Source organism: Nocardia sp. MH4, assembly GCF_019266065.1.
Classification (GTDB): Bacteria; Actinomycetota; Actinomycetes; order Mycobacteriales; family Mycobacteriaceae; genus Nocardia; species Nocardia canadensis.
Genome location: NZ_LPNR01000097.1, coordinates 70,699 through 92,267 on the forward strand (window position 1 = coordinate 70,699; position 21,569 = coordinate 92,267).

Annotated in this window: 22 protein-coding genes; 6 read left to right on the forward strand and 16 right to left on the reverse strand. The window is 69.6% G+C overall.

Going from position 1 to position 21,569, the window contains the following annotated elements:
- Positions 1–33: 33 nt before the first annotated feature.
- Positions 34–1,338: a TIGR03118 family protein gene (locus ATM97_RS14210; RefSeq protein WP_218718505.1), complete on the reverse strand. Its 1,305-nt coding sequence runs from the start codon at positions 1,336–1,338 to the stop codon at positions 34–36.
- Between the two features lie 155 nt (positions 1,339–1,493).
- Here ATM97_RS14210 and ATM97_RS14215 point away from each other — a divergent pair, with 155 nt between their 5' ends.
- Positions 1,494–1,991, forward strand: coding sequence for a peroxynitrite isomerase (locus ATM97_RS14215; protein ID WP_218718482.1), 498 nt, complete (start codon positions 1,494–1,496; stop codon positions 1,989–1,991).
- A gap of 267 nt (positions 1,992–2,258) precedes the next feature.
- Positions 2,259–2,498, forward strand: coding sequence for a hypothetical protein (locus tag ATM97_RS14220; protein WP_218718483.1), 240 nt, complete (start codon positions 2,259–2,261; stop codon positions 2,496–2,498).
- Here ATM97_RS14220 and ATM97_RS14225 read toward each other — a convergent pair.
- The 5 genes from ATM97_RS14225 to dxr all read right to left on the reverse strand — a co-directional run bounded on the left by ATM97_RS14225 (position 2,492) and on the right by dxr (position 9,086).
- Complete coding sequence (locus tag ATM97_RS14225; protein ID WP_255587731.1) at positions 2,492–4,270, reverse strand: penicillin-binding transpeptidase domain-containing protein; 1,779 nt, start codon at positions 4,268–4,270, stop codon at positions 2,492–2,494. The genes ATM97_RS14220 and ATM97_RS14225 overlap by 7 nt on opposite strands.
- Positions 4,271–4,347: 77 nt before the next feature.
- Entirely contained in the window at positions 4,348–5,211 is an 864-nt protein-coding gene (locus ATM97_RS14230; protein ID WP_218718485.1) for a GNAT family N-acetyltransferase, read from the reverse strand.
- Positions 5,212–5,287: 76 nt separating this feature from the next.
- Positions 5,288–6,442: a flavodoxin-dependent (E)-4-hydroxy-3-methylbut-2-enyl-diphosphate synthase gene (gene ispG, locus ATM97_RS14235; RefSeq protein ID WP_218718486.1), complete on the reverse strand. Its 1,155-nt coding sequence runs from the start codon at positions 6,440–6,442 to the stop codon at positions 5,288–5,290.
- A gap of 116 nt (positions 6,443–6,558) precedes the next feature.
- A complete protein-coding gene (locus tag ATM97_RS14240; protein ID WP_218718487.1) occupies positions 6,559–7,755 on the reverse strand; it encodes an RIP metalloprotease in 1,197 nt (398 codons plus the stop codon).
- Positions 7,756–7,904: 149 nt separating this feature from the next.
- A complete protein-coding gene (gene dxr / locus ATM97_RS14245) occupies positions 7,905–9,086 on the reverse strand; it encodes a 1-deoxy-D-xylulose-5-phosphate reductoisomerase (RefSeq protein ID WP_308248478.1) in 1,182 nt (393 codons plus the stop codon).
- A 95-nt stretch (positions 9,087–9,181) separates the two neighbouring features.
- Between dxr and ATM97_RS14250 the strand changes: the two genes are divergently transcribed.
- Positions 9,182–9,451 carry a DUF2631 domain-containing protein gene (locus ATM97_RS14250; protein ID WP_218718488.1) on the forward strand — a complete coding sequence of 90 codons (270 nt, stop codon included), beginning with the start codon at positions 9,182–9,184 and terminating at the stop codon, positions 9,449–9,451.
- Positions 9,452–9,521: 70 nt separating this feature from the next.
- Here ATM97_RS14250 and ATM97_RS14255 read toward each other — a convergent pair whose 3' ends face one another.
- From ATM97_RS14255 to ATM97_RS14270, 4 genes are all read right to left on the reverse strand, one after another.
- Positions 9,522–10,487: a LysR family transcriptional regulator gene (locus ATM97_RS14255; RefSeq protein ID WP_218718489.1), complete on the reverse strand. Its 966-nt coding sequence runs from the start codon at positions 10,485–10,487 to the stop codon at positions 9,522–9,524.
- A 43-nt stretch (positions 10,488–10,530) separates the two neighbouring features.
- Positions 10,531–11,667 carry a serine/threonine-protein kinase gene (locus ATM97_RS34385; protein WP_218718490.1) on the reverse strand — a complete coding sequence of 379 codons (1,137 nt, stop codon included), beginning with the start codon at positions 11,665–11,667 and terminating at the stop codon, positions 10,531–10,533.
- Between the two features lie 89 nt (positions 11,668–11,756).
- On the reverse strand, positions 11,757–13,349 hold the full coding sequence (locus tag ATM97_RS14265; protein WP_218718491.1) for a serine/threonine-protein kinase: 1,593 nt from the start codon (positions 13,347–13,349) through the stop codon (positions 11,757–11,759).
- Between the two features lie 155 nt (positions 13,350–13,504).
- The gene (locus tag ATM97_RS14270) at positions 13,505–13,927 is read right to left on the reverse strand and encodes an uL11 family ribosomal protein (RefSeq protein WP_218718492.1); all 423 of its coding nucleotides are present in this window, start codon (positions 13,925–13,927) and stop codon (positions 13,505–13,507) included.
- Positions 13,928–14,197: 270 nt separating this feature from the next.
- On the opposite strand from ATM97_RS14270, the gene ATM97_RS14275 reads away from it, so the two are divergent.
- A complete protein-coding gene (locus ATM97_RS14275) occupies positions 14,198–15,001 on the forward strand; it encodes a transglutaminase family protein (RefSeq protein ID WP_218718493.1) in 804 nt (267 codons plus the stop codon).
- Between the two features lie 4 nt (positions 15,002–15,005).
- Here ATM97_RS14275 and rlmN read toward each other — a convergent pair whose 3' ends face one another.
- Positions 15,006–16,115 carry a 23S rRNA (adenine(2503)-C(2))-methyltransferase RlmN gene (gene rlmN, locus ATM97_RS14280; protein WP_218718494.1) on the reverse strand — a complete coding sequence of 370 codons (1,110 nt, stop codon included), beginning with the start codon at positions 16,113–16,115 and terminating at the stop codon, positions 15,006–15,008.
- 113 nt (positions 16,116–16,228) lie between these two features.
- Here rlmN and ATM97_RS14285 point away from each other — a divergent pair, with 113 nt between their 5' ends.
- Positions 16,229–16,603, forward strand: a complete 375-nt coding sequence (locus tag ATM97_RS14285) for a lipopolysaccharide assembly LapA domain-containing protein (protein ID WP_218718495.1) — start codon at positions 16,229–16,231, stop codon at positions 16,601–16,603.
- Positions 16,604–16,606: 3 nt separating this feature from the next.
- Here ATM97_RS14285 and ATM97_RS14290 read toward each other — a convergent pair whose 3' ends face one another.
- The 5 genes from ATM97_RS14290 to rpsB form a co-directional block, all read right to left on the reverse strand.
- Entirely contained in the window at positions 16,607–17,503 is an 897-nt protein-coding gene (locus ATM97_RS14290; protein ID WP_218718507.1) for a phosphatidate cytidylyltransferase, read from the reverse strand.
- A gap of 110 nt (positions 17,504–17,613) precedes the next feature.
- Positions 17,614–18,171, reverse strand: coding sequence for a ribosome recycling factor (frr, locus tag ATM97_RS14295; RefSeq protein WP_030202900.1), 558 nt, complete (start codon positions 18,169–18,171; stop codon positions 17,614–17,616).
- A 49-nt stretch (positions 18,172–18,220) separates the two neighbouring features.
- Positions 18,221–18,949 carry a UMP kinase gene (gene pyrH, locus ATM97_RS14300; protein WP_218718496.1) on the reverse strand — a complete coding sequence of 243 codons (729 nt, stop codon included), beginning with the start codon at positions 18,947–18,949 and terminating at the stop codon, positions 18,221–18,223.
- A 232-nt stretch (positions 18,950–19,181) separates the two neighbouring features.
- The gene (gene tsf / locus ATM97_RS14305) at positions 19,182–20,006 is read right to left on the reverse strand and encodes a translation elongation factor Ts (RefSeq protein WP_218718497.1); all 825 of its coding nucleotides are present in this window, start codon (positions 20,004–20,006) and stop codon (positions 19,182–19,184) included.
- A gap of 108 nt (positions 20,007–20,114) precedes the next feature.
- Positions 20,115–20,978, reverse strand: a complete 864-nt coding sequence (gene rpsB / locus ATM97_RS14310; protein ID WP_189024364.1) for a 30S ribosomal protein S2 — start codon at positions 20,976–20,978, stop codon at positions 20,115–20,117.
- A 403-nt stretch (positions 20,979–21,381) separates the two neighbouring features.
- On the opposite strand from rpsB, the gene ATM97_RS14315 reads away from it, so the two are divergent.
- Positions 21,382–21,569, forward strand: a 188-nt coding sequence (locus ATM97_RS14315; RefSeq protein WP_374104859.1) for a hypothetical protein, incomplete at its 3' end; no start/stop codon positions are given.

The following is a 21,569-nucleotide window of genomic DNA, read 5'->3' on the forward strand; positions in this document are numbered from 1 at the left end:
TCGCGGTGTCCGGTAGGCGATCAGGCGAAAGATCTACTGCACGCGCAGGCTGCCGAACAGGCCGTCCTTCTCGTCCTCGGGGCCCGCGGTGAAGTACAGCGCGTTGGCGTCGCCGAGGCTCTCGCCGTTGCCGAACATCAGCGCCCACAGCCCGGCGATCTCGACCGGCTCGGCGTCGCCGTCGCGCAGATAGTCGACGAAGGTGCCGGTGGTGTCGTCGTAGGCCAGCACGCGCCCGAGGCCACCGAAGTTGCCGATCAGCAGCTTGCCGGAGAGCGCGCCGAAGTTCGACGGCGCGATCGCCACGCCCCAGGGCGCGTTGAGCCTGCCGCCGTCGTCGACGATCCGCACGAGCTTGCCCGCGGCGTCGAACTCGGCGACCTTACCCTTGTCCGGCTTGCCGTTGGCGGCCTTGTCGGCCTCGGCGTCGAGAGATTCCTCCTCGGCCTTGTCGAAGGCCTTGGGGTCCTTCTCGTCCGGCTGGGTGATGGCATAGGACACGAACACCCGGCTGCCCAGGGTGGTGATGTTGAACGGGGCCGGGTCGCCCGGCTTGGCCTTCTTGCCCTTCTCGGGGGTGGCCGGGTCGATCAGGTCACCGGTGGCGAAGGGGTTGGCGAAGCCGGTGGTCGCCACCGGCTGCCAGAACTTGTCGAAGGTGCGGACCTGCGGGTCGGCGCCGAAGTCGGCGGCGAGCAGCTTGTCACCGGACGGCGAGAGCGCGATCCCGAAGAACGCCATGCCCTGCGCCGAACCGTCGAACACCTGGTTCGCGCCGCCGTCGCGGCGCACGATCGCGCCGTCGGGCGCCTGTTCGGTCCAGGCCGAGATCTTGCCGGAGTCGGTGGCGAAGATGAACCGCGACGAACCGCCGAGCGGGACCGGCGTGCCGTCGACATCCACCCACTGGTCGCGCACCGCGAACAGGTCGGAGGTGATCGGGGCCGGGTTGAACGCCACGCCGGTGACCTTGCCGACGCTCTTGTCCGAGGTGTCGGCGTCGGCGCCGGGTACCCCGACGAGCTTGAGCTGATCCTGGAACAGCTTCTGCAGTTTCGGATCCGAGGAGGCGTGCACGTCACCGACGAACTGGTAGGACTTGCCGCCCGCGCCGACCCAGAAGTGCCCGCCCGCGCCCTTGGGGCGATCGGCCAGGCCCCAGGCGTTGACCAGGTCGGGGAAGGTGAACTGGGCGTGGTAGGAATCCTTGTTGGCAGCCAGGTTCGTCTGGCTGTACCGGTTCCCGTCCAGCGCGGCCACATCGTCGCCGGCCTGCTCGGAGCTCGAGCACGCGGCCGCCAGTAGCAGGGCCGCACCGAGAACCACACCTCGCACCAGCCCGGACCGTACCCCGCGGGTACCCCTCACATGTCCGTTCACGTTCTTTCCTTTCGACCTCCGCCGGACGGCGTTCAGGCGAGGCTGACCTTAGCCTGACCCGAGCCCCGGCGTGCCGTGACCGTCTCCTCCAGGGCAGGTCTAGGCTGTCGCCCGTGGTCGAACCCTCCGCCCCCGTCGCCCCTCATCCCGACATCGCCGCCCTGGCCCCGCTGCTCGGCAGCTGGCGCGGACGCGGCCACGGCGAGTACCCGACCATCGAATCCTTCGACTACGTCGAGGAGATCACCTTCGGACATCTCGGCAGGCCGTTCCTCACCTACCGGCAGCGCACGAAGGCCGCCTCCGACGGCAGGCCGCTGCACGCCGAGACCGGCTATCTGCGTTGCCCCGCGCCCGGCCGGGTCGAGCTGGTGCTCGCCCACCCCACCGGCATCACCGAGATCTGCGAGGGCACGATCACCGAAACCGTCGACGGAATCCGCCTCGAATTGAACTCGACGAATATCGGGCTGAGCGGTTCGGCGAAACCGGTTACCGCCCTCGGCCGCTCTTTCCACGTGACTGGAGACACGATCGACTACACGTTGCGAATGGCGGCCGTCGGCGAATCCCTGCAGCACCATCTGGCTGCGACTCTGCAACGCACGTAACATCCTTCGAATTCGGTAATTACCTCACCAGGGGCGCTGAACTGCGGATTTCGCCTATCGATACCGCGCATTCACCTTTTCATCACGGTCGCGTACCGGTTGTGTTCGAACACGCCCGCACATAACGCAACAATTGTGTGTCGCTTGCCTAGGTCTGTTGTTACCCGCGCGGCGGCCGATCTACGGTTCAAGCACCAGCAAACCAACAGACAATCGAAAGGCTGCCCGGGAGAGCACGTCGAAACCCTGAACGAGGGAGACGAAACCATGAGGCGTTCCACCCTGATCTTGACCACTGCCGGGATGATTCTGGGCGGCGCGGCCGCCATCGACCTCCTCGACGGCGCGGGCACCCATGCCGCACCCGAGCCCATTGCCGGGTACAACGTCGTGCACAACACGGCCACTGCCCATTCCGAGAGCAGTTCACTCGCGGTGGTGCGGGGCCTGCTGGCGACCGAGAACGCCGGCGGACCCGGCCACACCGCTGCGGCGCCCGTTCAGTAACCCGGCGGCAGCGCGGCGAACATGTCGCGGGTGACGGCGACCGCGTTGTCGGAGCTGCCACCCTTGACCAGCAGCGTCGCGAAGGCCATGTCCCCGCGGTACCCGACGAACCACGAGTGCGATCCGCCGTCGACCTCGGCTTCGCCGGTCTTGCCGTACACCTCGCCCTGGTCCCTGATCCGTTCGGCGGTGCCGCCCGTGACGACCATGCGCATCATCGTGCGCAGTCCGTCGACCACGTTCCGGTCGATCGCGGGCCGGTCACCGTCGATCCGGGTCGGCCTGCCCGCGATCAGATACGGCACCGGTGCCGAGCCCTGCGCGACCGTCGCCGCCATCACGGCCATGCCGAACGGGCTCACCACGACCCGGCCCTGTCCGATGCCGTCCTCGGCGCGCTGGACGAGTCCCTCGGCGGGCGGCACCGAACCCGACATCGTCGGCAGGCCCTCCACGGTGTAGTCCTGGCCGATGCCGAGCCGGGCCGCGGCGTCGGTCAGCGCGGTGCTGTCCAGCCTGCTGGCCAGCCGGGCGAAGGTGGTGTTGCACGAGCGCTCGTAGGCGGTGGCCATCGGCACGTCGCCGACGGAGAAGAGGTTGTAGTTGGGGATGGTGCGCTCGCCGATGGTGGTGTGGCTCGGACACGGCAGCACGGTCTCGGGCGTGGCGATGCCCGCCGCCATCGCGGCCGAGGCGGTCACCGTTTTGAAGATCGAGCCCGGCGGATACTGACCGCTGGTGGCGACGGGGCCGTCCCGATCGGCCGCCTTGTTCTGGGCCACCGCGAGGATCGCCCCGGTCGACGGACGCAGCACCACCATCATCGTCTGCTCGGTGCGCAGGTCGACCGCGTGCTGCGCGGAGTTCTGCACGAACCGGTCGATGCTCAGCGCGAACGAGGGCGCCGGCTGCGCCGCTACCTCGTGCAGCACATCGAGATCGGCGCCGTTGGCATTGCGGGTCACCACGCTCCACCCCGCCTTGCCGTCGACCTCGGCGATCACCGTCTTGCGCACCTGGGTGAGCAGATCGGGCGCGAACTTGCGGTCGGTGGGCACCATGTCCCACTCCTGGGTCAGGGTGACACCGGGCAGCCCGATCAGTTCGCCGCCGATGGTCTCGGCCTCGTACTCGGTCAGCAGGATCACCGTGGAGGGCCCACCGGATCGGCGGGCCGCGTCCAGGATCGACTGCGGGGTGTAGGCGACCGGATCGATCCGGCTCAGCGCCGCGGCCAAGGCGCCGGCGACCCGATCCGGCTCGGTGGCCGCGGCCGGGTCGAACCGCACCCGCGACACCTTGCCCGGCACCAGCACATCGCTGCCCGCCGACTCGTTGACCCGCGCGCGCGGCGCCGGCGCGGTGCGCAGTTCCAGCGTCTGGGTGTCGCCGAGCTTCGGATGGATGTCGGCGGAGGTCCAGCGCACCAGCCACCGACCGCCGGTGCGGCCCATCTGCAACTCGCCGGTGTAGGTCCACTGGCGGCCCTTGGGCAAGGTCCAGGCGTAGGTGTAGTCGACGGTGGCCGTGTCACCACTGACGCGCGCGTCGCCGGTGCGGATCTCGAGCTTCTCGGCCTGCAGCGCCTGCCACGCCGAAGTCAGTGCGGCCGTGGCCTTCTCGGGGGCGGTGGTGAGCTCGGCGGCCGCGGCGAGATCGCGGTCGGCCAGCGCCTCGGCGAAGGCGTCGGCGGCGGGTACCGGTCCCTGCGGGCCTGCGGAGCAGGCGGTGGCCGCCACCGCGAGGGCTGCCACCGCGAACGTGGTTACCATCCGTGTCCTCATCGGCACCGATGGTAGCGGCGACCGGGCAGCAAACCCCGGATGACGGCGCCGTACACGCCCGGATTTCAGTCGACGAGCACCGTGGCGAAGGTCGCGATCTGACGGAAACCCACACGGCTGTAGGCACGTCGGGCGATCCGGTTGTAGTCGTTGACGTACAGGCTGGCCGTACGCCCTGTCGCGACAACGGCATTCGCGACCGTCGCGGTGCCCGCGGTGCCGACGCCCGCCCCGCGGAAGTCCGGATGCACCCACACACCCTGGATCTGGCCGGTGCGCCGCGACAACGCGCCGATCTCGGCCTTGTAGACGACCTCGCCGTCCTCGAAACGTGCCCAGGCCCTGCCGGATTCGATCAGGCTCTGGATTCGCCGCCGGTAGCCACGGCCGCCGTCGCCCGCGCGCGGGTCGACGCCGACCTCCTCGATGAACATGGCGATCGCGGCGGTCAGGTAGCGGTCGATCTCGTCGGGCCGCACCCGGCGCACCCCCGCGTCCGGGCGGGCCAGCGCGGGCGCGCCGAGCGCGAGCAACGGCTGATCGGCGCGCAGTTCCCTGGCCGGACCCCACTTGGGCAGCAGCAGCTCCCACAGCGGCAGAGCCAGCTCCTGTCGGCCGACCACCGAGGAACACACCCGCGGCCAGCGCGCCGCCCGCTCGGCGAACGCGCGTAAGGCCTGCTGGTCACCGCGCAGCGGCACCAGATTCGCCCCGGAGAAGCAGAGGGAGTCCGCGGGACCGCCCCGGCTCCACAGCTCACCGAGCCCGGAGCGCGCGTCGAGCCCGAACTCCTGGACCCGGGCCGCGATCATGCACGAGGCCACCGGGTCGGAGTCGAGCACACGCAGCACCTCGCCCAGATCTCGCACGGACACCGGGCGCGCGGGAGGGGTTTTGGACCGTCGCGTCGGCTCCAGCAGACTCCGCACGGCACCAGCCTGCCACGAAAGCACGCGCAGTGGTACGGGTCCGCCGAATCCGACGTCCGACCGTGAGCGACGGAGCTCAGCCCACGGTGACGACCGGCTCACCGCCCGGCTGCTCGCCCATCTCCTCGGCAATGCGCATCGCCTCTTCGATCAGGGTTTCCACGATCTGCGCCTCCGGCACGGTCTTGATGACCTCGCCCTTGACGAAGATCTGGCCCTTGCCGTTGCCCGACGCGACACCGAGGTCGGCCTCGCGCGCCTCACCGGGCCCGTTCACGACGCAGCCCATCACGGCGACGCGCAGCGGCACCTCGAGGCCGTCCAGGCCCGCGGCGACCGCGTCGGCGAGGGTGTACACGTCGACCTGGGCGCGACCGCACGACGGGCAGGACACGATCTCGAGCTTGCGCGGGCGCAGGTTCAGCGACTGCAGGATCTGGCCGCCGACCTTCACCTCCTCGGCGGGCGGGGCCGACAGCGAGACCCGGATGGTGTCGCCGATGCCCTCGCTGAGCAGCGCGCCGAAGGCCACCGCGGACTTGATCGTGCCCTGGAACGCCGGGCCGGCCTCGGTGACGCCGAGGTGCAGCGGGTAGTCGCTGCGCGCGGCCAGCTGCCGGTACGCCTCCACCATGATCACCGGGTCGTTGTGCTTGACCGAGATCTTGATGTCGCCGAAGCCGTGGTCCTCGAACAGGCTCGCCTCCCACAGCGCCGACTCGACCAGCGCCTCGGGGGTGGCCTTGCCGTACTTCTCCAGCATCCGCTTGTCCAGCGAACCGGCGTTGACGCCGATGCGGATCGGGATGCCCGCGGCGCCCGCGGCCTTGGCGACCTCGCCGACCCGGCCGTCGAATTCCTTGATGTTGCCCGGGTTCACCCGGACCGCGGCGCAGCCGGCGTCGATCGCGGCGAAGATGTAGCGCGGCTGGAAGTGGATGTCGGCGATCACCGGGATCTGCGACTTCTTCGCGATCGTGGCGAGGGCGTCGGCGTCCTCCTGGCGCGGGCACGCCACCCGGACGATGTCGCAGCCCGACGCGGTCAGCTCGGCGATCTGCTGCAGCGTCGCGTTGATGTCGTGGGTCTTGGTGGTGGTCATCGACTGCACCGAGATCGGCGAGTCACTGCCAACGCCGACATTGCCCACCTTCAGCTGGCGGGTCTTGCGCCGGGGTGCGAGAACAGCAGCGGGGGCGGCGGGCATCCCCAATCCGATTGTGCTGGTCACGTTCGGCTGCCTTCTTTCGTACGTTTCGTGGATTCGACCGGGTGTGGTTGCTGCCGAGCTTAGTCGCGCGGGGTTGCCGCACGCCCTGTGAGGGGCACGACAGCGGTTCGGAGCGATCAGGGCAGACGGATCGGATTGACGATGTCGGCGGCCAGGGTCAGCAGCATGAACGCACCACCGATCACGACCGCCACATACGTCACCGGGAGCAGCTTGAGGTAGTCCACCGGACCGGCCGGGGCCTTGCCGCGCCAGGACCGGATGGTGTCCCTGATCTTCTCGTAGAGCACGACCGCGATGTGCCCGCCGTCCAGCGGCAGCAGCGGCAGCAGGTTGAACGCGCCCAGGAAGAAGTTCAGGCTGGCCAGGACCATGATGAACATGCCCCACAGGCCGCGCTCGGCGGTCTCGCCGCCGATGCGGCTGGCGCCGTAGACGCTGACCGGGGTCTCCGGATCGCGCTCACCGCCGGTGACCGCCTCCCACAGCGCCGTCACCTTCTGCGGCATCTTGGCCAGCGACTTGACCGTCTCGACGAAGAAGTCGCCGGTGAACGAGATGGTCGCCGGAATCGCGGCGATCGGGCCGTACTGCTGGGGCTCGGCGTAGTCGGGGCCGACGCCGACCGCGCTGACCTCCCGGCTCGGGCCTTCCTTCGGATAGCGCACGGTGCGCTCCGGCGTCACCGGCACGGTCAGCGTCCGGCCGTCGCGTTCGATCGTGTAGGTGAAGGTGCCGGTCTGCTTCTGCGTCTCGGCCTGGAACTGCGCCCACGTGGTCACGGGCACGCCGTTGACGGCGGTCACCACGTCGCCGCGCCGCAGCCCGGCGCGCTGGGCGGGACCGTCACCGGCGCACGGCTGCATCGTCTGATCGGGATTCTGCTGCGCGACGCAGCTCATCGAGCCCAGCGCGGTGGCCGGGGGCTGCTCGAGCTGCGGCAGGCCCCAACCGACGGCCAGGACCACCAGCAGGATGAACCCGAGCAGGAAGTTCATCGCGATGCCGCCGAACATCACCACCAGGCGCTTCCAGGTCGACTGGCGATACATCGCCCGCTCGACCTCCTCGGCCTCGAGTTCGTCGAGCGCGGTCATGCCCGCGATATCGCAGAAGCCGCCCAGCGGCAGCGCCTTGAGGCCGTATTCGGTCTCACCGCGACGGAACGAGAACACCTTGGGCCCGAAGCCGATGAAGTACCGGCGCACCTTCATGCCGGTGGCCTGCGCCGCCCACATGTGCCCGCATTCGTGCAGCGCGATCGAGATCGTGATACCGAGGGCGAACAGTGCGAACCCCAGCGCGAATACCATCTGGCCTCTTTCTCTGGCGGCTGGCGCCGCGGGTTTCCGGCCTCGTGACCTCGCGTCCGAGCAGCGATACTGCGCCTGCGGCGTTCCGTCTCGCTACTCGGACGCGAGGCGGCCGAAAACGTGGTGGTCAGTTCGTCGGTCAGGTCCTGTCAGGACGCGACGATGGTGGCGGCGTACCGACGTGCCCAGCGGTCGGCCGCGAGGACGTCGTCCAGGGTATCGGGTTCCCCGTGCCAGCGATCGGCGGCCTCTACCGCCTGTGTGACGGTGCGCACGATCGCCGGGAAGGTGATCTTGCCGTCGAGGAACGCCTGCACCGCGACCTCGTTGGCGGCGTTGTAGACGGCGGTGACGCTGCCGCCCGCCTCGCCGGCCTGCCTGGCCAGGCGCACGGCGGGAAAGACCTCGTCGTCGACCGGTTCGAAGGTCCAGGTGGACGCGGTGCCGAAATCACAGGCGGCCGCCGCGCCGGGGACCCGGTCGGGCCAGCCCAGGGCCAGGGCGATCGGCAGCTTCATGTCCGGCGGGCTGGCCTGGGCGAGCGTCGAGCCGTCGGTGAAGGTGACCATCGAGTGCACGATCGACTGCGGGTGCACCGTGACATCGATGCGGTCGTAGGGCACCCCGAACAGCAGGTGGGTCTCGATCAGTTCCAGGCCCTTGTTCACCAGCGACGCCGAGTTGAGGGTGTTCATCGGGCCCATCGACCAGGTCGGATGGGTCTTGGCCTCGCTGGGGTTCACCGATTCGAGCATCTCGGCGGTCCAGCCACGGAACGGCCCGCCCGACGCGGTGAGGACCAGCCGGGCGACCTCGTCGGCCCGGCCGCCGCGCAGGCACTGCGCGAGGGCGGAGTGCTCGGAGTCGACCGGGACGATCTGGCCGGGCGCGGCCGCGCGGGTCACCAGGGATCCACCGGCGACCAGGGATTCCTTGTTGGCCAGCGCCAGCCGGGTGCCCGCTTCCAGGGTGGCCAGGGTCGGGCCGAGACCGAGCGCACCGACCAGCGCGTTGAGCACCACGTCGGCCTCGGTGCGGCGCACGAGTTCGGTGGCCGCGTCGGGGCCGCCGAGTTCGAGGTCGAGCGACTGGGCGGCGGCGGGATCGGCGACGGCGACATTGCGGGTGCCGACGGCCGCCATCTGCTCGGCGAGCAACGCGGGATTGCCGCCGCGGGCGGCGAGGCCGACCACCTCGAAGCGGTCGGGGTTGGCGGCGATCACCTCGAGCGCCTGGGTACCGATCGAACCGGTACTGCCCAGGAGCAGCACCTTCACCCGGTCGGTGGACGTGGACTGGCCGTGTGCGGCACGGGTAGCTGGGTGGGACACGGCCCCATTGTGGCAGGGCTGCTGGCTACGACGGACGGTCGTATGCCACGATATGCTCACTCGCCCAACCAGAACTCGAGCCCTAAGGAGCGATCGTGGCCGCCACGGACCTCGAATCAGTCAGCACCGAGCGCGCCGTCGCCACCAGCGTCGATCCCGCCGAGGTGCCCTCGGCCGCGTGGGGCTGGAGCGGTGAGTCGCGCAAGACCTTCCGCATCGCGGCCTGGGTCGTCGTGGTGATCCTGCTCGGCATGACCTTCGGCAACCACCAGGGCCACATCGAGGACATCTTCCTCATCGGCCTGGCCGGCCTGATCGCGGTGATCCTGGTCATCGACTCGCTGACCCAGCGCATCCCGCGCTAGCTTCCGACTTCACCGACAACGCCTGCGGCAGCGACTTTCTCGCGCCGCGGGCGTTGTCGTGTGCGCGGTGTCAGCGGCCGCGCCGCGCGCCGGTCTTGCGCCCCTTGCCCCCACGAGCGGGTTGCTGCTTGGCCGTCGGCTTCTTCGCGGCGCTCTTGCGCGCGGGCGCGGCCGCCGCCCGCCGTGCCGGCTCCGCCGCGACCGCGCCGCGCGAGCTGTTCGCCGACCGGCCGCGCACGATCCCGACGAACTCCTCGAGCAGTTCGCTGTCGCTGCCCGCGGGCCAGGCCAGCGCGATCTCGGTGAATTCGGTGTCGCTGACCGGCCGGTAGACCAGGTCGCGCCGGTGATGCAGCCGCGCGATCGACTGCGGCACGATCGTCGCGCCGCCGACCGCGGCGACCAGCGCGAGGGTGTCGGCGGCCTGATCGAGATCGGTGCCGTCCTGCAGCCGCTCCTCGGCCAGGTCGGCGGGCGTGATGGTCTCCAGCAGCGAGAGCGCGTCGTCCTTCTGGACAACCGCGACCGGGGTCTCCTGCCACAGCGGGATCGCATTCATCACGGTCCGGTCGATCGGCAGCCGGACGAAGCACAGGTCGACGCGCCCCTCGCGCAACGCGCTCTCCTGCTCCCCCTGCGCGACCCCGACGACCTCGAGCGGATGGTCCGGCAACCGGTCACCCCAGATCCGCGCCCATTTCGACACGGTGACACCGGGTACGAACCCGACCCGCAGGCTCGCGGGCGCTTCCGGTTTCTGCTCCCGCTCGGCCTGCTCCTGCGCACTGATCAGCGCCCTGGCATGGTTCAGCAGCGCCGCGCCGTCCTCGGTCAGCTGGGTCGGCGACGCCCCCGGCACGAACACCCTGGTACCGAGTTCGTGCTCCAGCTCGATGACGGTGGCGCTCAGGCTCTGCCGGGAGATCCGCAGGCCCTTCGCGGCCCGGGCGAAGTGCAGTTCCTCGGCGACCGCGACGAAGCGACGCAGCCGGGCGAGGTCGATGGAGTCGGCGGCGGTGACATCGAAGTCGCTCATTCTGACCAGAATATGGCACCCGCCGGGCGGCCCCGACCACCGATCACAGGTTCGACAGCACCCACAGCACGGCGATGATCGACCCGACGACGGCGATCAGGATCAGGAAGGTGGTCAGCACCGAGCCCCACCCGCTGCGCGACGGCGCCGGATACGGCATCGGCGGCGGCACCGGGCGCTGCCACCCGGGCGGCGCGACCGGGCGCGGTGCGACGGGCTGGTACGGGGGTACCGGCGGACGGTTCACCGGGTACGGCACCCCCGACCCGCTGACCGGGCTCATCGGCGCCATCCCGACGAACGGCTGCGGATGGGCACCGGAGGTCGGCCGCACCGTCGCCGCGCCACCGGTGCCGGTGCGCAGCGCCCGCTGCACGGCGTCGACGAATTCCTCGCAGGAGGAGAACCGGTCGGCGGGTCGTTTGGCGAGCGCGCGGGCCATCACGGCATCGAGCACCGGCGGCAGCCCGGCGCGGCGCGGGCTGACCGGCGGGGGCGGTGCCTGCAGATGCCCGGTGATGACGGCGGCCGGGCTGGGCGCCTCGTACGGCGCGGTGCCGGTCAGCAGCGAGTACAGCGTGCAGGCCAGCGAATACTGGTCGGCGCGATGGTCGAGCGGGACGCCGGTGAGCTGTTCGGGCGCGGCGTAGGCGAGCGTGGCGGTGAACGATCCCGTCTCGGTGAGGTGACCGGAATCGTCTCGCAGCCGGGCGATCCCGAAATCGGTGAGGTACACCCGCTCCTGGCTGTTGGATCGGGCCAGCAGGATATTGGCCGGCTTCACATCTCGGTGCAGGACGCCCGCGCGATGCGCGTAGTCGAGCGCGGCGGCGGTCTCGCCGATGATCTGCACCGCCCGGTCCGGCGGCAGCGACCGCGGATCCAGCATGGACGCGTCGACCCCGTCGATGTACTGCATGCTGATCCACAGCTGATCGCCCTCGACGCCGCGGTCGAACACGGTCACGATGTTCGGGTGGTCGAGCTGGGCCACCAGATCGGCCTCCCGCTCGAATCTGGCCCGGATCTCCTTGTCGGAGTACAGCTCCTGGTTCAGCAGCTTGAGCGCGGTCCAGCGCGGCAGCCGGGGATGCCGGGCCAGATACACCGACCCCATCCCACCGCGGCCCAGCTGCCGGTCGATCGTGTATCCGGCGAATACCGTCCCGTCAGAAACCACTCTGACCCCCGAATCTCGCTCGTCGTCCGACGGGTGTGGACCCTACCAAACACCGTTCGCCGCGGTACGGGGTCGCGCGGACACCAGGGTCAGCCGAGCGGGAAGCCCGCGACGTCGGCGATCAGCGTCGGCATGTTCTTCTCCACCGTGTTGCCCGCGAAGGGGGTGTCGTCGGAGCCGCGATAGAACAGCAGCACCCAGCGCGCTCGGGCAGGTTCGGCGAAGGTCGACACGATCGCGGAGCCGACGTACCGGCCGCCGCTGGACCGTTCCCGGCGGTCGTCGGTGCGGGTGCCGGTGGTCGCCTGGCCGTGGTCCTTCGTCTGCTGCCGGAATCGGCCGACGACGTCGGCGGCGGCCTGGGCCGTGGGATAGGTGAAGAACGCGTAGTGGGTGTCACCGACGAAATTGTCGGCGCAGTTCCACTTCGCCTGGTAGCCGTCGAACGTCTTCATCCACTCCTCGCCGTACTTCGACGCCGTGAGGCGGCCCGAGCACAGCCGATCACCGATGACCCGGCCGCTGCTGTACCCGTCGGGCAGCATCTGCGGGAACGCCGCGTGCAGCGCGTCCATGTCCTGGTGTCCGGCGGAGCGGTGCAGGGCGTCGGCGAGCGGGGAGCTGTCGTCCTGCCACACCCAGTAGGTCGCGCCGAGGATCAGGGCCAGCACCGCGAGCAGGACCACCGGCGTCCAGTTGCGCCGTCGCGGCACCGGCCTCGGCCGCCCGGGATAGGGCGCGGGGGCCGCGAACGGTGGCGGGTACCCCGGAGAGCGTTGCGGCACAGCGGGATGCGGCACCGGTGGATGCGCGAACTGCGGCATCGACTGCCCCGCGAACACGGTCGGCTGCGCCCCGGTGCCGCTGAGCGCGCGCCGCGCGGCCGCGACGAACTCCGCGCAGGAGTCGAAACGGTCGGACGGCCGCTTGGCCAGCGCGCGAGCGAGCACGGTGTCCAGCGCGAGGGGCAGATCGGGCCGGTGCGCCCGCGGCGACGGCGGCGGCGATTGGAGGTGGCCCTGGATGACCAGCACCGGATTCGTCGCCTCGAACGGAGCGACGCCGGTGAGCATCGAATACAGCGTGCACGCCAGCGAGTACTGATCGGCGCGATGATCCAGATACGCACCGGTCAGCTGTTCGGGCGAGGCGTAGGCGAGCGTGGCGGTGAAGGTGCCGGTCTGGGTCAGGTGGTGCACATCGTCGCGGGGCCGGGCGATCCCGAAGTCGGTCAGCAACACCCGCTCCCGGCCGTCGGTGTCGGCCAGCAGAATATTGGCGGGCTTGACGTCGCGGTGCAGCACGCCGTTGCGGTGCGCGTGATCGAGGGCCGCCGCGGTGCCCTCCACGATGTGCAGCGCCCGCTCGACCGCCACCGGATGTTCGATGGTCGCCGCGTCGACCCCGTCGACGAACTGCATGCTGATCCACAGCCGCCCGTCATCGACACCCCGGTCGTAGACCGTGACGATGTTCGGATGCTCCAACTGCGCCGCCAGATCTGCTTCCCGCTCGAACCTGGCCCGAATCTCGGTGTCGGCGAACAGCTCCGCGTTCAGCAGCTTCAGCGCGATCTGCCGGGGCAACCGCGGATGCCGCGCGAGATACACCGATCCCATTCCGCCACGGCCGAGTTGGCGCTCGATGGTGTATCCGGCGAAGACATCGCCCGTCGCAAGCATGATTCCCCCGTTGTCCCGCCGTTCGGTCCGGCCGCCGGTGCGCATCCCGCCGGTCGGCCACCATCAACCTAGCGCCTGACCACGCGGGATCGGACATCGTGGCGCGGCGGTCGGCGGGTGCTGCGAGATCGCCCTCCGGCGATGCCGGACGACGCTCAGTCTTCGACGCGCACACCCATCGACCGGGCCGTTCCGGCGACGATCCGCATCGCCGCCTCGACGTCGGTCGTGTTCAGGTCGGGCAGTTTGCGGAGTGCGATGCGCCGCAACTGTTCCCGGGTGAGGGCGCCCACCGGTGTGTGGCCGGGCCGGGGTGAGCCGGGTTTGCCGAGTGCCGCGCGGATCAGCGAAGCCGTCGGCGGCGTCTTGAGCCGCATGGTCCAGCGTTTGCGGGCATCGATCGTGATGACGGCGGGGATGATCTCCCCGCGCCGATCGGCCGTCGCGGCGTCGTAGCGGCGTTTGACTTCGAACGGCGGGATGCCGGTGGGGCCGAGCATCTTGCCGAGAACCATGAGGGAGGCATTGCCCGCCTCGAGTTCGAGAGTGACTGTGACAGAGGCTGTTCCGCGCGCCATAGTCAACGATCTCGGATGCGGGCCTCGTTCCGGTTCCGTGCCGATAACGCCTGGGCCGCAACGTGATCGGCGCTCCGCCGACAACCCGGTGGCCGGCCTCGGCACGGCCCGGATCCCGCGGTGCGGCCCGACCGCAGGTGCCCGGGTCTCACCGATGGCGGCGCTGCCGGTCCGGCACGACGAGGCCGATGCCCGTCCGTTGTGACTTCGCGACCGGCACGCGCCCGTGTTCGAGTCGCCCCGCGCGCCGCGGCCTGTCAGGCTGGAGCCGTGAAGCGTGATGTGTCCGCGAGCATGGAGATCACGGTCCACGCCGACGCGGTGCTGCAGTGGCAGATCGCCGTCGCCCGGCAACCCGGCCTCGATCTGATCGAATCCATGACGTGCGTACTCGACGGCGAGTACGTCACGCCCCGCGAGGTGATCGGCCCGCACCATTCCCGCCTGCACGTGCTCGACGCGCAGGCAGGCACGCTGCGGCTGGACTACCAGGCGACGGTGTTCGGCACCGCGATCCCCGCACCGGCCACCGACTACGAAATCGCGCTGTACCGGCGGCCCAGCCGCTACGCCGAGTCGGACAAGCTGCTCGGCTACGCTGCCGCCGAATTCGGTTACGGCATCGTCGATCCGGAGATGGCCGCTCGGGTGGCGGCGTGGGTCGGCAGGCGGATCTCCTACGTTCCGGGCAGCAGCGCTCCGATCGACGGCGCGGTGGAGACCCTGCTGTCGGGCACCGGCGTCTGCCGCGACTTCTCCCACCTGGTGGTCGCGCTACTGCGCGCGGTCGGCGTCCCGGCCCGCGTGGCGGCGGTCTACGCCCCCGGCTGCGTGCCGATGGACTTCCACGCCGTCGCCGAGGCCTACGTCGACGGCGCGTGGCGCGCGCTCGACCCGACCTGCCTGGCGCCGCGCTCGAGCCTGGTCCGCATCGCCACCGGGCGCGACGCCTCCGACATCGCCTTCCTGGACAACCACGGCGGCGACATCACGCTCAACACGCTGACCGTGAACGCCTTCGTCGACGGCCCACTGCCCTACGACGACTTCACCCAGCCGATCGGCATCGAGTAGCGGATCAGCCCTCGGCGGCGAGCTGGCCGCAGGCGGCCGCGATCTCCTGGCCGCGGGTGTCGCGCACCGTGCACGAGACGCCCTGGGCGATCACCCGGCGCACGAACTCGCGCTCGACCGGCTTCGGGCTGGCGTCCCACTCGCTGCCCGGGGTCGGGTTGAGCGGGATCAGGTTCACGTGCACGAGCGGGCCGAGGGCCTTGTGCAGCTTCTTGCCGAGCATGTCCGCCCGCCACGGCTGATCGTTGACGTCGCGGATCAGCGCGTATTCGATCGACACCCGGCGCCCGGACTTGTCCGCGTAGTACCGAGCGGCGTCGAGCACTTCGGCGATCGACCAGCGGTTGTTCACCGGCACCAGGGTGTCGCGCAGCTCGTCGTCGGGAGTGTGCAGCGACACCGCCAGCCGCACCGACATGTCCTCGTCGGCCAGCTTGCGGATCGCGGGCGCCAGGCCGACGGTCGACACCGTCACCGAGCGCTGCGAGATGCCCAGACCGTCGGGCGCGGGCGAGGTGATCCGGCGGACCGCGTTCACCACGCGCTTGTAGTTGGCCAGCGGCTCGCCCATTCCCATGAACACGATGTTGGACAGCCGGCCCGGGCCGCCGTGGACCTCACCGTCGCGCAGCGCGGCAGCCGCGGCGCGCACCTGGTCGACGATCTCGGCGGTCGACAGGTTGCGCGTCAGCCCGGCCTGGCCGGTCGCGCAGAACGGGCACGCCATGCCGCAGCCCGCCTGGCTGGAGATGCACAGCGTATTGCGATCGGGATAGCGCATGAGCACGCTCTCGAGCAGGGTGCCGTCGTGGGCGCGCCAGAGCGTCTTGCGGGTGTCGCCCTCGTCGCAGGCGAGGTGGCGCACCACCGACAGCAGCGGCGGGAACAACGTCTCGCCTACCTTCTCGCGCACGTCGGCGGGCAGATCGGTCATCAGCGCCGGGTCGGCCTGCAACCTGCCGTAGTACTGCCGGGCCAGCTGGTCGGCGCGGAACTTCGGCAGCCCCAGCTCCTGCACCGCGACCTTGCGTTCGTCCGCGTCCAGGTCGGCGAGGTGACGCGGGGGCATCCCGCGACGCGGGGCATCGAACACGAGGGGCAGGGAGGTGGCCATAATTCCACCATTGTCCCAAACGCGGCAGCGGCCCCGGTGGGCGGGCCGCCACGCCGAACGTCGTTATCGAGAAGATGCGTGCACGGGTGATAGCTGTCGGCAATGATCGAACCATGTCCACCAATGCCGAATCAGGGTCGTCACCGGCCGCGCCCGAGCCCGCGGCGCCGACGAGCGAGCAGACCGACACCACTCCGCACCGCAAGGACACGCAGGCTCCGGCCAAGCGCGTCACCTCGAAGGGTGTGCACGGCTCACGCACCGGCTACACCTGGATCGGCCTGCTCGCCGCCGCGATCATCGGCATCGTCCTGCTGATCTTCATCATCCAGAACCTGGACCAGGCGCAGGTCAACCTGCTGTTCTGGGACTTCTCGCTGCCGCTGGGCATCACCGTGCTGCTCTCGGTGATCGCGGGCGCGCTGGTGATGGGACTCGTCGGCGGGGTGCGGATCCTGCAGCTGCGCCACGCCGCGAAGAAGCCCTGACGCTCAGAGCAGCGCGCTGAGCACCAGCCAGGACACGAACGCCGAGGGCAGCATCGAGTCGAGGCGATCCATGATGCCGCCGTGGCCGGGCAGCATCGTGCCCATGTCCTTGATGCCGAGTTCGCGCTTGATCTGCGACTCGATCAGGTCGCCGCAGGTCGCCACGACCACCAAGCCGATACCGAGCACGACGCCGATCATCGAGTTCGCCTCGAGCAGCAGCGTGACGGTCAGCAGACCACCGATGACGCTGAACACCAGCGAACCGCAGAACCCCTCCCACGACTTCTTGGGGCTGATCGCGGGGACCATCGGATGCCTGCCGAACAGCACGCCGGCGACATAGCCGCCGACATCGGAGCACACGACCAGGATCATGAACGTCAGCACCCGCAGGTTGCCGTCGGGTTCGAGCAGCAGCAGTGTCGAGAACGCGGCGAGCAGCGGGATCCAGGTGAGGGTGAACAGGGTGATCGCGGTGTCGCGCAGGAAGTTCTTGGGCGCGGTGCTCAACCCGTGGTCGAACAGCCGCCACACCATACAGACCAGCGCTGTCGCGGCGAACGCGCCGACCACGCCTTGGGCGCCCCACGGCCAGCCCAGCCAGAACACCGCCTGGCCGCCGACCAGCAGCGGGATCCGCGGGACCAGGACGTCGGCCTCGCGCAGTCGCTTGGCGACCTCCCAGGTCGCCACGCCGACCGCCGCGCCCGCCACCCCGATGAACACCTTGGGGACGAACAGCAGGATCGCGATGAGCGACAGGCCGAGGCCGAGGCCGACCGCCAGCGCCGCGGGCAGGTTACGACCCGCGCGCGACGTCGGCGCCTGCGGCTCGGCAGGCGCCACGTCGTCCGGTGTGCCTGCCGCCGCGGCGGTCTCCTCGACCCGGTCCGGCATCGGCTCCGGTGCCGCTCCGGTGGCGGCGGCGTCTTCGGCCACGATTGTCCCGTCGCTCAACTCGTCGTTCCGTTCATCCCCCGCACGAGCGGGACTGGCGAGATCTGCGCTCAGACCTCGAGCAGTTCGGCTTCCTTGTGCTTGACCAGCTCATCGATCTGGCCCACGTACTTGGCGGTGGTCTTGTCGAGCTCCTTCTCGGCGCGCCCGACCTCGTCCTCACCCGCCTCGCCATCCTTCTGGATCCGGCCGAGTTCGTCCATCGCCTTGCGCCGGACGTTGCGAATCGAGACCTTGGCGTCCTCGCCCTTGCCCTTGGCCATCTTGACCATCTCGCGGCGACGTTCCTCGGTGAGCTGCGGCACCGTGATGCGCAGGATGTCACCGTTGTTGGTCGGGTTCACGCCCAGGTCGGAGTTGCGGATCGCGTTCTCGATCGGGCCGAGCTGGCTCTGCTCGTAGGGCTTGATCACCACCATGCGCGGCTCCGGCACGGTGATGCTCGACATCTGGGTGATCGGCGTCAGCGACCCGTAGTAGTCGACCACGACACGGGCGAACATGCCCGGGTTGGCGCGGCCGGTGCGGATGGTTCCGAGGTCGTCCTTCGCCACCGAGACGGCCTTCTCCATCTTCTCCTCGGCATCGAAGAGCGCTTCATCAATCACGACCGGTTCCTCCACAGCGTCGTCATCGTCATCATCCGCGGTTGCGGGATCAGGACCGAACCAAGGTGCCGATGTGCTCACCGGCGACTGCGCGGGCAATGTTGCCCTTGGTCAACAGATTGAACACCAGAATCGGCATCTGGTTGTCCATGCACAAGCTGAAGGCGGTCGCATCGGCCACCTTCAGCCCCTTCTCGATCACTTCCTTGTGGGTGATCTCGGTGAACATGCTCGCGTTCTCGTCGACGCGCGGGTCGGCGTCGAAGACGCCGTCGACGGCCTTGGCCATCAGCACCACGTCGGCGCCGATCTCGAGCGCGCGCTGGGCGGCGGTGGTGTCGGTGGAGAAGTAGGGCATGCCCATGCCCGCACCGAAGATCACGACGCGGCCCTTCTCCAGGTGCCGCTTGGCCCGCAGCGGGAGGTACGGCTCGGCGACCTGCCCCATGGTGATGGCGGTCTGCACACGCGTGTCCACCCCCTGCTGCTGCAGGAAGTCCTGCAGCGCAAGGCTGTTCATCACGGTGCCGAGCATGCCCATGTAGTCCGAGCGGGCGCGTTCCATGCCGCGCTCCTCCAGCTCGGCGCCGCGGAAGAAGTTGCCGCCACCGATCACCACGGCCACCTGCACGCCGGTCTCGACGATCTCGGCGATCTGCTCGGCCACGGTCTGCACGACATCCGGGTCGAGGCCGACCCCGCCGCCACCGAACATCTCCCCACCCAGCTTCAGCAGCACCCGGTTGTATCCAGGGCGGTCGGTACCCGGGTCGGTCATGGGTGTTCGTCTCCTTCGGCAAGGTCGATATGGGTCGAACTGCGGGCACGCGAATCGGCCACACAGCAAGGCGAAGCGGCATCCATCCTGCCTTATCCGGTTCGCGTCACCGCACAAGACCCCCTTGCGCAACGCGGAGACCCCGGAACCGGGGGCAGGTGCCGTCAGGAATCGGCAAGAGCCCCTCGGGGGCAGACGGACGCTGCTCCCGAGGGGCTCTCGTTCAGGCGGATCAGGCCTGGCCGACCTCGAAGCGGGCGAAGCGGGTCAGGGTGACACCGGCCTCGTCCAGAAGGGCCTTGACGGTCTTCTTCGAGTCGGTGACCGACGCCTGCTCGAGCAGGACGACGTCCTTGAAGAAGCCGTTGACGCGGCCCTCGGTGATCTTCGGCAGCGCGGCCTCCGGCTTGCCCTCTTCGCGGGCGGTGGCCTCGGCGACGCGACGCTCGTTCTCGACCAGCTCGGCCGGAACCTCGTCACGGGTGACGTAGCGGGCCTTGAGCGCGGCGACCTGCATGGCGGCGGCGCGGGCGGCCTCGGCGGCGGCATCGCCTTCACCGGTGTACTCGACCAGCACGCCGACGGCGGGCGGCAGGTCCGACGCACGCTTGTGCAGGTAGGTGGCGACCGGGCCCTCGAAGGAGATGACGCGACGCAGTTCCAGCTTCTCGCCGATCTTGGCGGCCAGCGCCTGCACGGCCTCGTCGACGGTGCCGTTGTCGAGCTTGAGCGCCTTGAGGGCGTCGAGGTCGGCCGGCTTGCCTGCGGCGGCAGCGGTGACGACGGCCTCGGCCAGCTCCTGGAACTCCGCGTTCTTGGCGACGAAGTCGGTCTCGGAGTTGATCTCGACCATGACGCCGTCCTTGGCGATGACCAGACCCTCGGCGGTCGCGCGCTCGGCGCGCTTGCCGACATCCTTGGCGCCCTTGATGCGCAGCACCTCGACGGCCTTGTCGAAATCGCCGTCGGACTCGGCCAGCGCGTTCTTGCAGTCCATCATGCCGGAGCCGGTGAGCTCGCGGAGCCGCTTCACGTCAGCAGCGGTGTAGTTCGCCATCGGGGGCGAGCCTCCTCGTGTGTGGGGTGCTTGGGTGTTTACACCACCTTGCCGACCGCTTCTGAATTCAGAAGGGCCGGCAAGGTGAACGTAGAGCTACCGATCAGCTCAGAAGTCGGCCGGGGTGTGCTGCGCCGGGTCGGCCTTGACCTCGGCCTCGGCCTCGGCGGGCGTCTCGACGGCAGCTTCGGCGGCCGGGGTCGCCTGAGCCAGCAGCTCCTGCTCCCACTCGGCGAGCGGCTCACCGGCGCCGGCCTCGGGCTTCGCGTCGCCGGAAGCCTGGCCCGCGCGGGCCTGCACGCCCTCGGCCACCGCGGAGGCGACGACCTTGGTGAGCAGAGCGGCGGAACGGATCGCGTCGTCGTTACCCGGGATCGGGTAGTCGACCAGGTCGGGATCGCAGTTGGTGTCCAGGATCGCGATGACCGGGATGTTCAGCTTGCGCGCCTCGCCGACGGCGATGTGCTCCTTGTTGGTGTCGACGACCCAGATGGCCGAAGGCACCTTGGCCATGTCGCGGATACCACCGAGGGTGCGGTCCAGCTTGGTCATCTCACGCGTCAGCATGAGGATTTCCTTCTTGGTGCGACCCTCGAAGCCACCGGTCTGCTCCATGGCCTCGAGCTCCTTCAGGCGCTGCAGGCGCTTGTGGACGGTCGAGAAGTTGGTGAGCATGCCACCCAGCCAGCGCTGGTTGACGTAGGGCATCCCGACGCGAGTCGCCTCGGCCGCGATCGACTCCTGGGCCTGCTTCTTGGTGCCGACGAAGAGAACGGTGCCACCGTGGGCGACGGTCTCCTTGACGAACTCGTAGGCCTTGTCGATGTAGGTCAGCGTCTGCTGCAGGTCGATGATGTAGATGCCGTTGCGGTCGGTGAAGATGAACCGCTTCATCTTCGGGTTCCACCGACGAGTCTGGTGCCCGAAGTGCGCGCCGCTGTCGAGCAGCTGCTTCATAGTTACGACAGCCATAGCTCCCGTATCTCTCTTTCGTTGCCGGTTGACGCAGCCGATCGGCGATCGACTGCCCTGGCGCCACCGAAACCGCCGGACCCAGGTCTGCGAGACCGGGACCAGCCGACGATTCCACTGTTCATCCGTTGGAGAACTCGCGCGAACATGCCCTCACGGACTGCCTGCGTATGCGAGCGGCGACCGGATGGACGAGCACGGGTGGCGCGCGAAGTCGGTTCCTGCTGTGCCCAGCACAAACCGCGTTGATCAGTCTACGCGGAGCGGGGCCAGGCCCGAAATCGCCCCCTGACAGCGCCCGCCGAAACAGGTGGTGAAGTGCGCGGTATCCACATCCGGCGAGGTTGTCCCCAGTTGCCGGATCGGAGGTCTGCCCGGGGTGATCTCCCCCGAGAGTAGGGGCATGAACACCTTCCCACGAACCCTGATCTCCACGATTCCGCTGCTCTGCGCCACGGGGGTGCTGGCGGCGCCCGCCGCGGCGCATCCCGGTGCGGAAACGCCCGTCACCCCGGTGTGTGGCGCGGCCGCCGTCGCACCCGAGCGGCACGGGGCGGCGGCGCCTCCGCGTGGTGACGCGCCGCCCGCGCC

Excerpts from the sequence above, each read along its gene's own strand:
- ATM97_RS14220 (WP_218718483.1), top strand. The coding sequence starts at position 2,259 with ATGAGGCGTTCCACCCTGATCTTGACCACTGCCGGGATGATTCTGGGC.
- ATM97_RS14225 (WP_255587731.1), bottom strand. The coding sequence starts at position 4,270 with ATGGTAACCACGTTCGCGGTGGCAGCCCTCGCGGTGGCGGCCACCGCC.
- ATM97_RS14240 (WP_218718487.1), bottom strand. The coding sequence starts at position 7,755 with ATGGTATTCGCGCTGGGGTTCGCACTGTTCGCCCTCGGTATCACGATC.
- ATM97_RS14255 (WP_218718489.1), bottom strand. The coding sequence starts at position 10,487 with ATGAGCGACTTCGATGTCACCGCCGCCGACTCCATCGACCTCGCCCGG.
- ATM97_RS14265 (WP_218718491.1), bottom strand. The coding sequence starts at position 13,349 with ATGCTTGCGACGGGCGATGTCTTCGCCGGATACACCATCGAGCGCCAA.
- ATM97_RS14270 (WP_218718492.1), bottom strand. The coding sequence starts at position 13,927 with ATGGCGCGCGGAACAGCCTCTGTCACAGTCACTCTCGAACTCGAGGCG.
- rlmN (WP_218718494.1), bottom strand. The coding sequence starts at position 16,115 with ATGGCCACCTCCCTGCCCCTCGTGTTCGATGCCCCGCGTCGCGGGATG.
- ATM97_RS14285 (WP_218718495.1), top strand. The coding sequence starts at position 16,229 with ATGTCCACCAATGCCGAATCAGGGTCGTCACCGGCCGCGCCCGAGCCC.
- ATM97_RS14290 (WP_218718507.1), bottom strand. The coding sequence starts at position 17,503 with ATGCCGGACCGGGTCGAGGAGACCGCCGCGGCGGCAGGCACACCGGAC.
- pyrH (WP_218718496.1), bottom strand. The coding sequence starts at position 18,949 with ATGACCGACCCGGGTACCGACCGCCCTGGATACAACCGGGTGCTGCTG.
- tsf (WP_218718497.1), bottom strand. The coding sequence starts at position 20,006 with ATGGCGAACTACACCGCTGCTGACGTGAAGCGGCTCCGCGAGCTCACC.
- rpsB (WP_189024364.1), bottom strand. The coding sequence starts at position 20,978 with ATGGCTGTCGTAACTATGAAGCAGCTGCTCGACAGCGGCGCGCACTTC.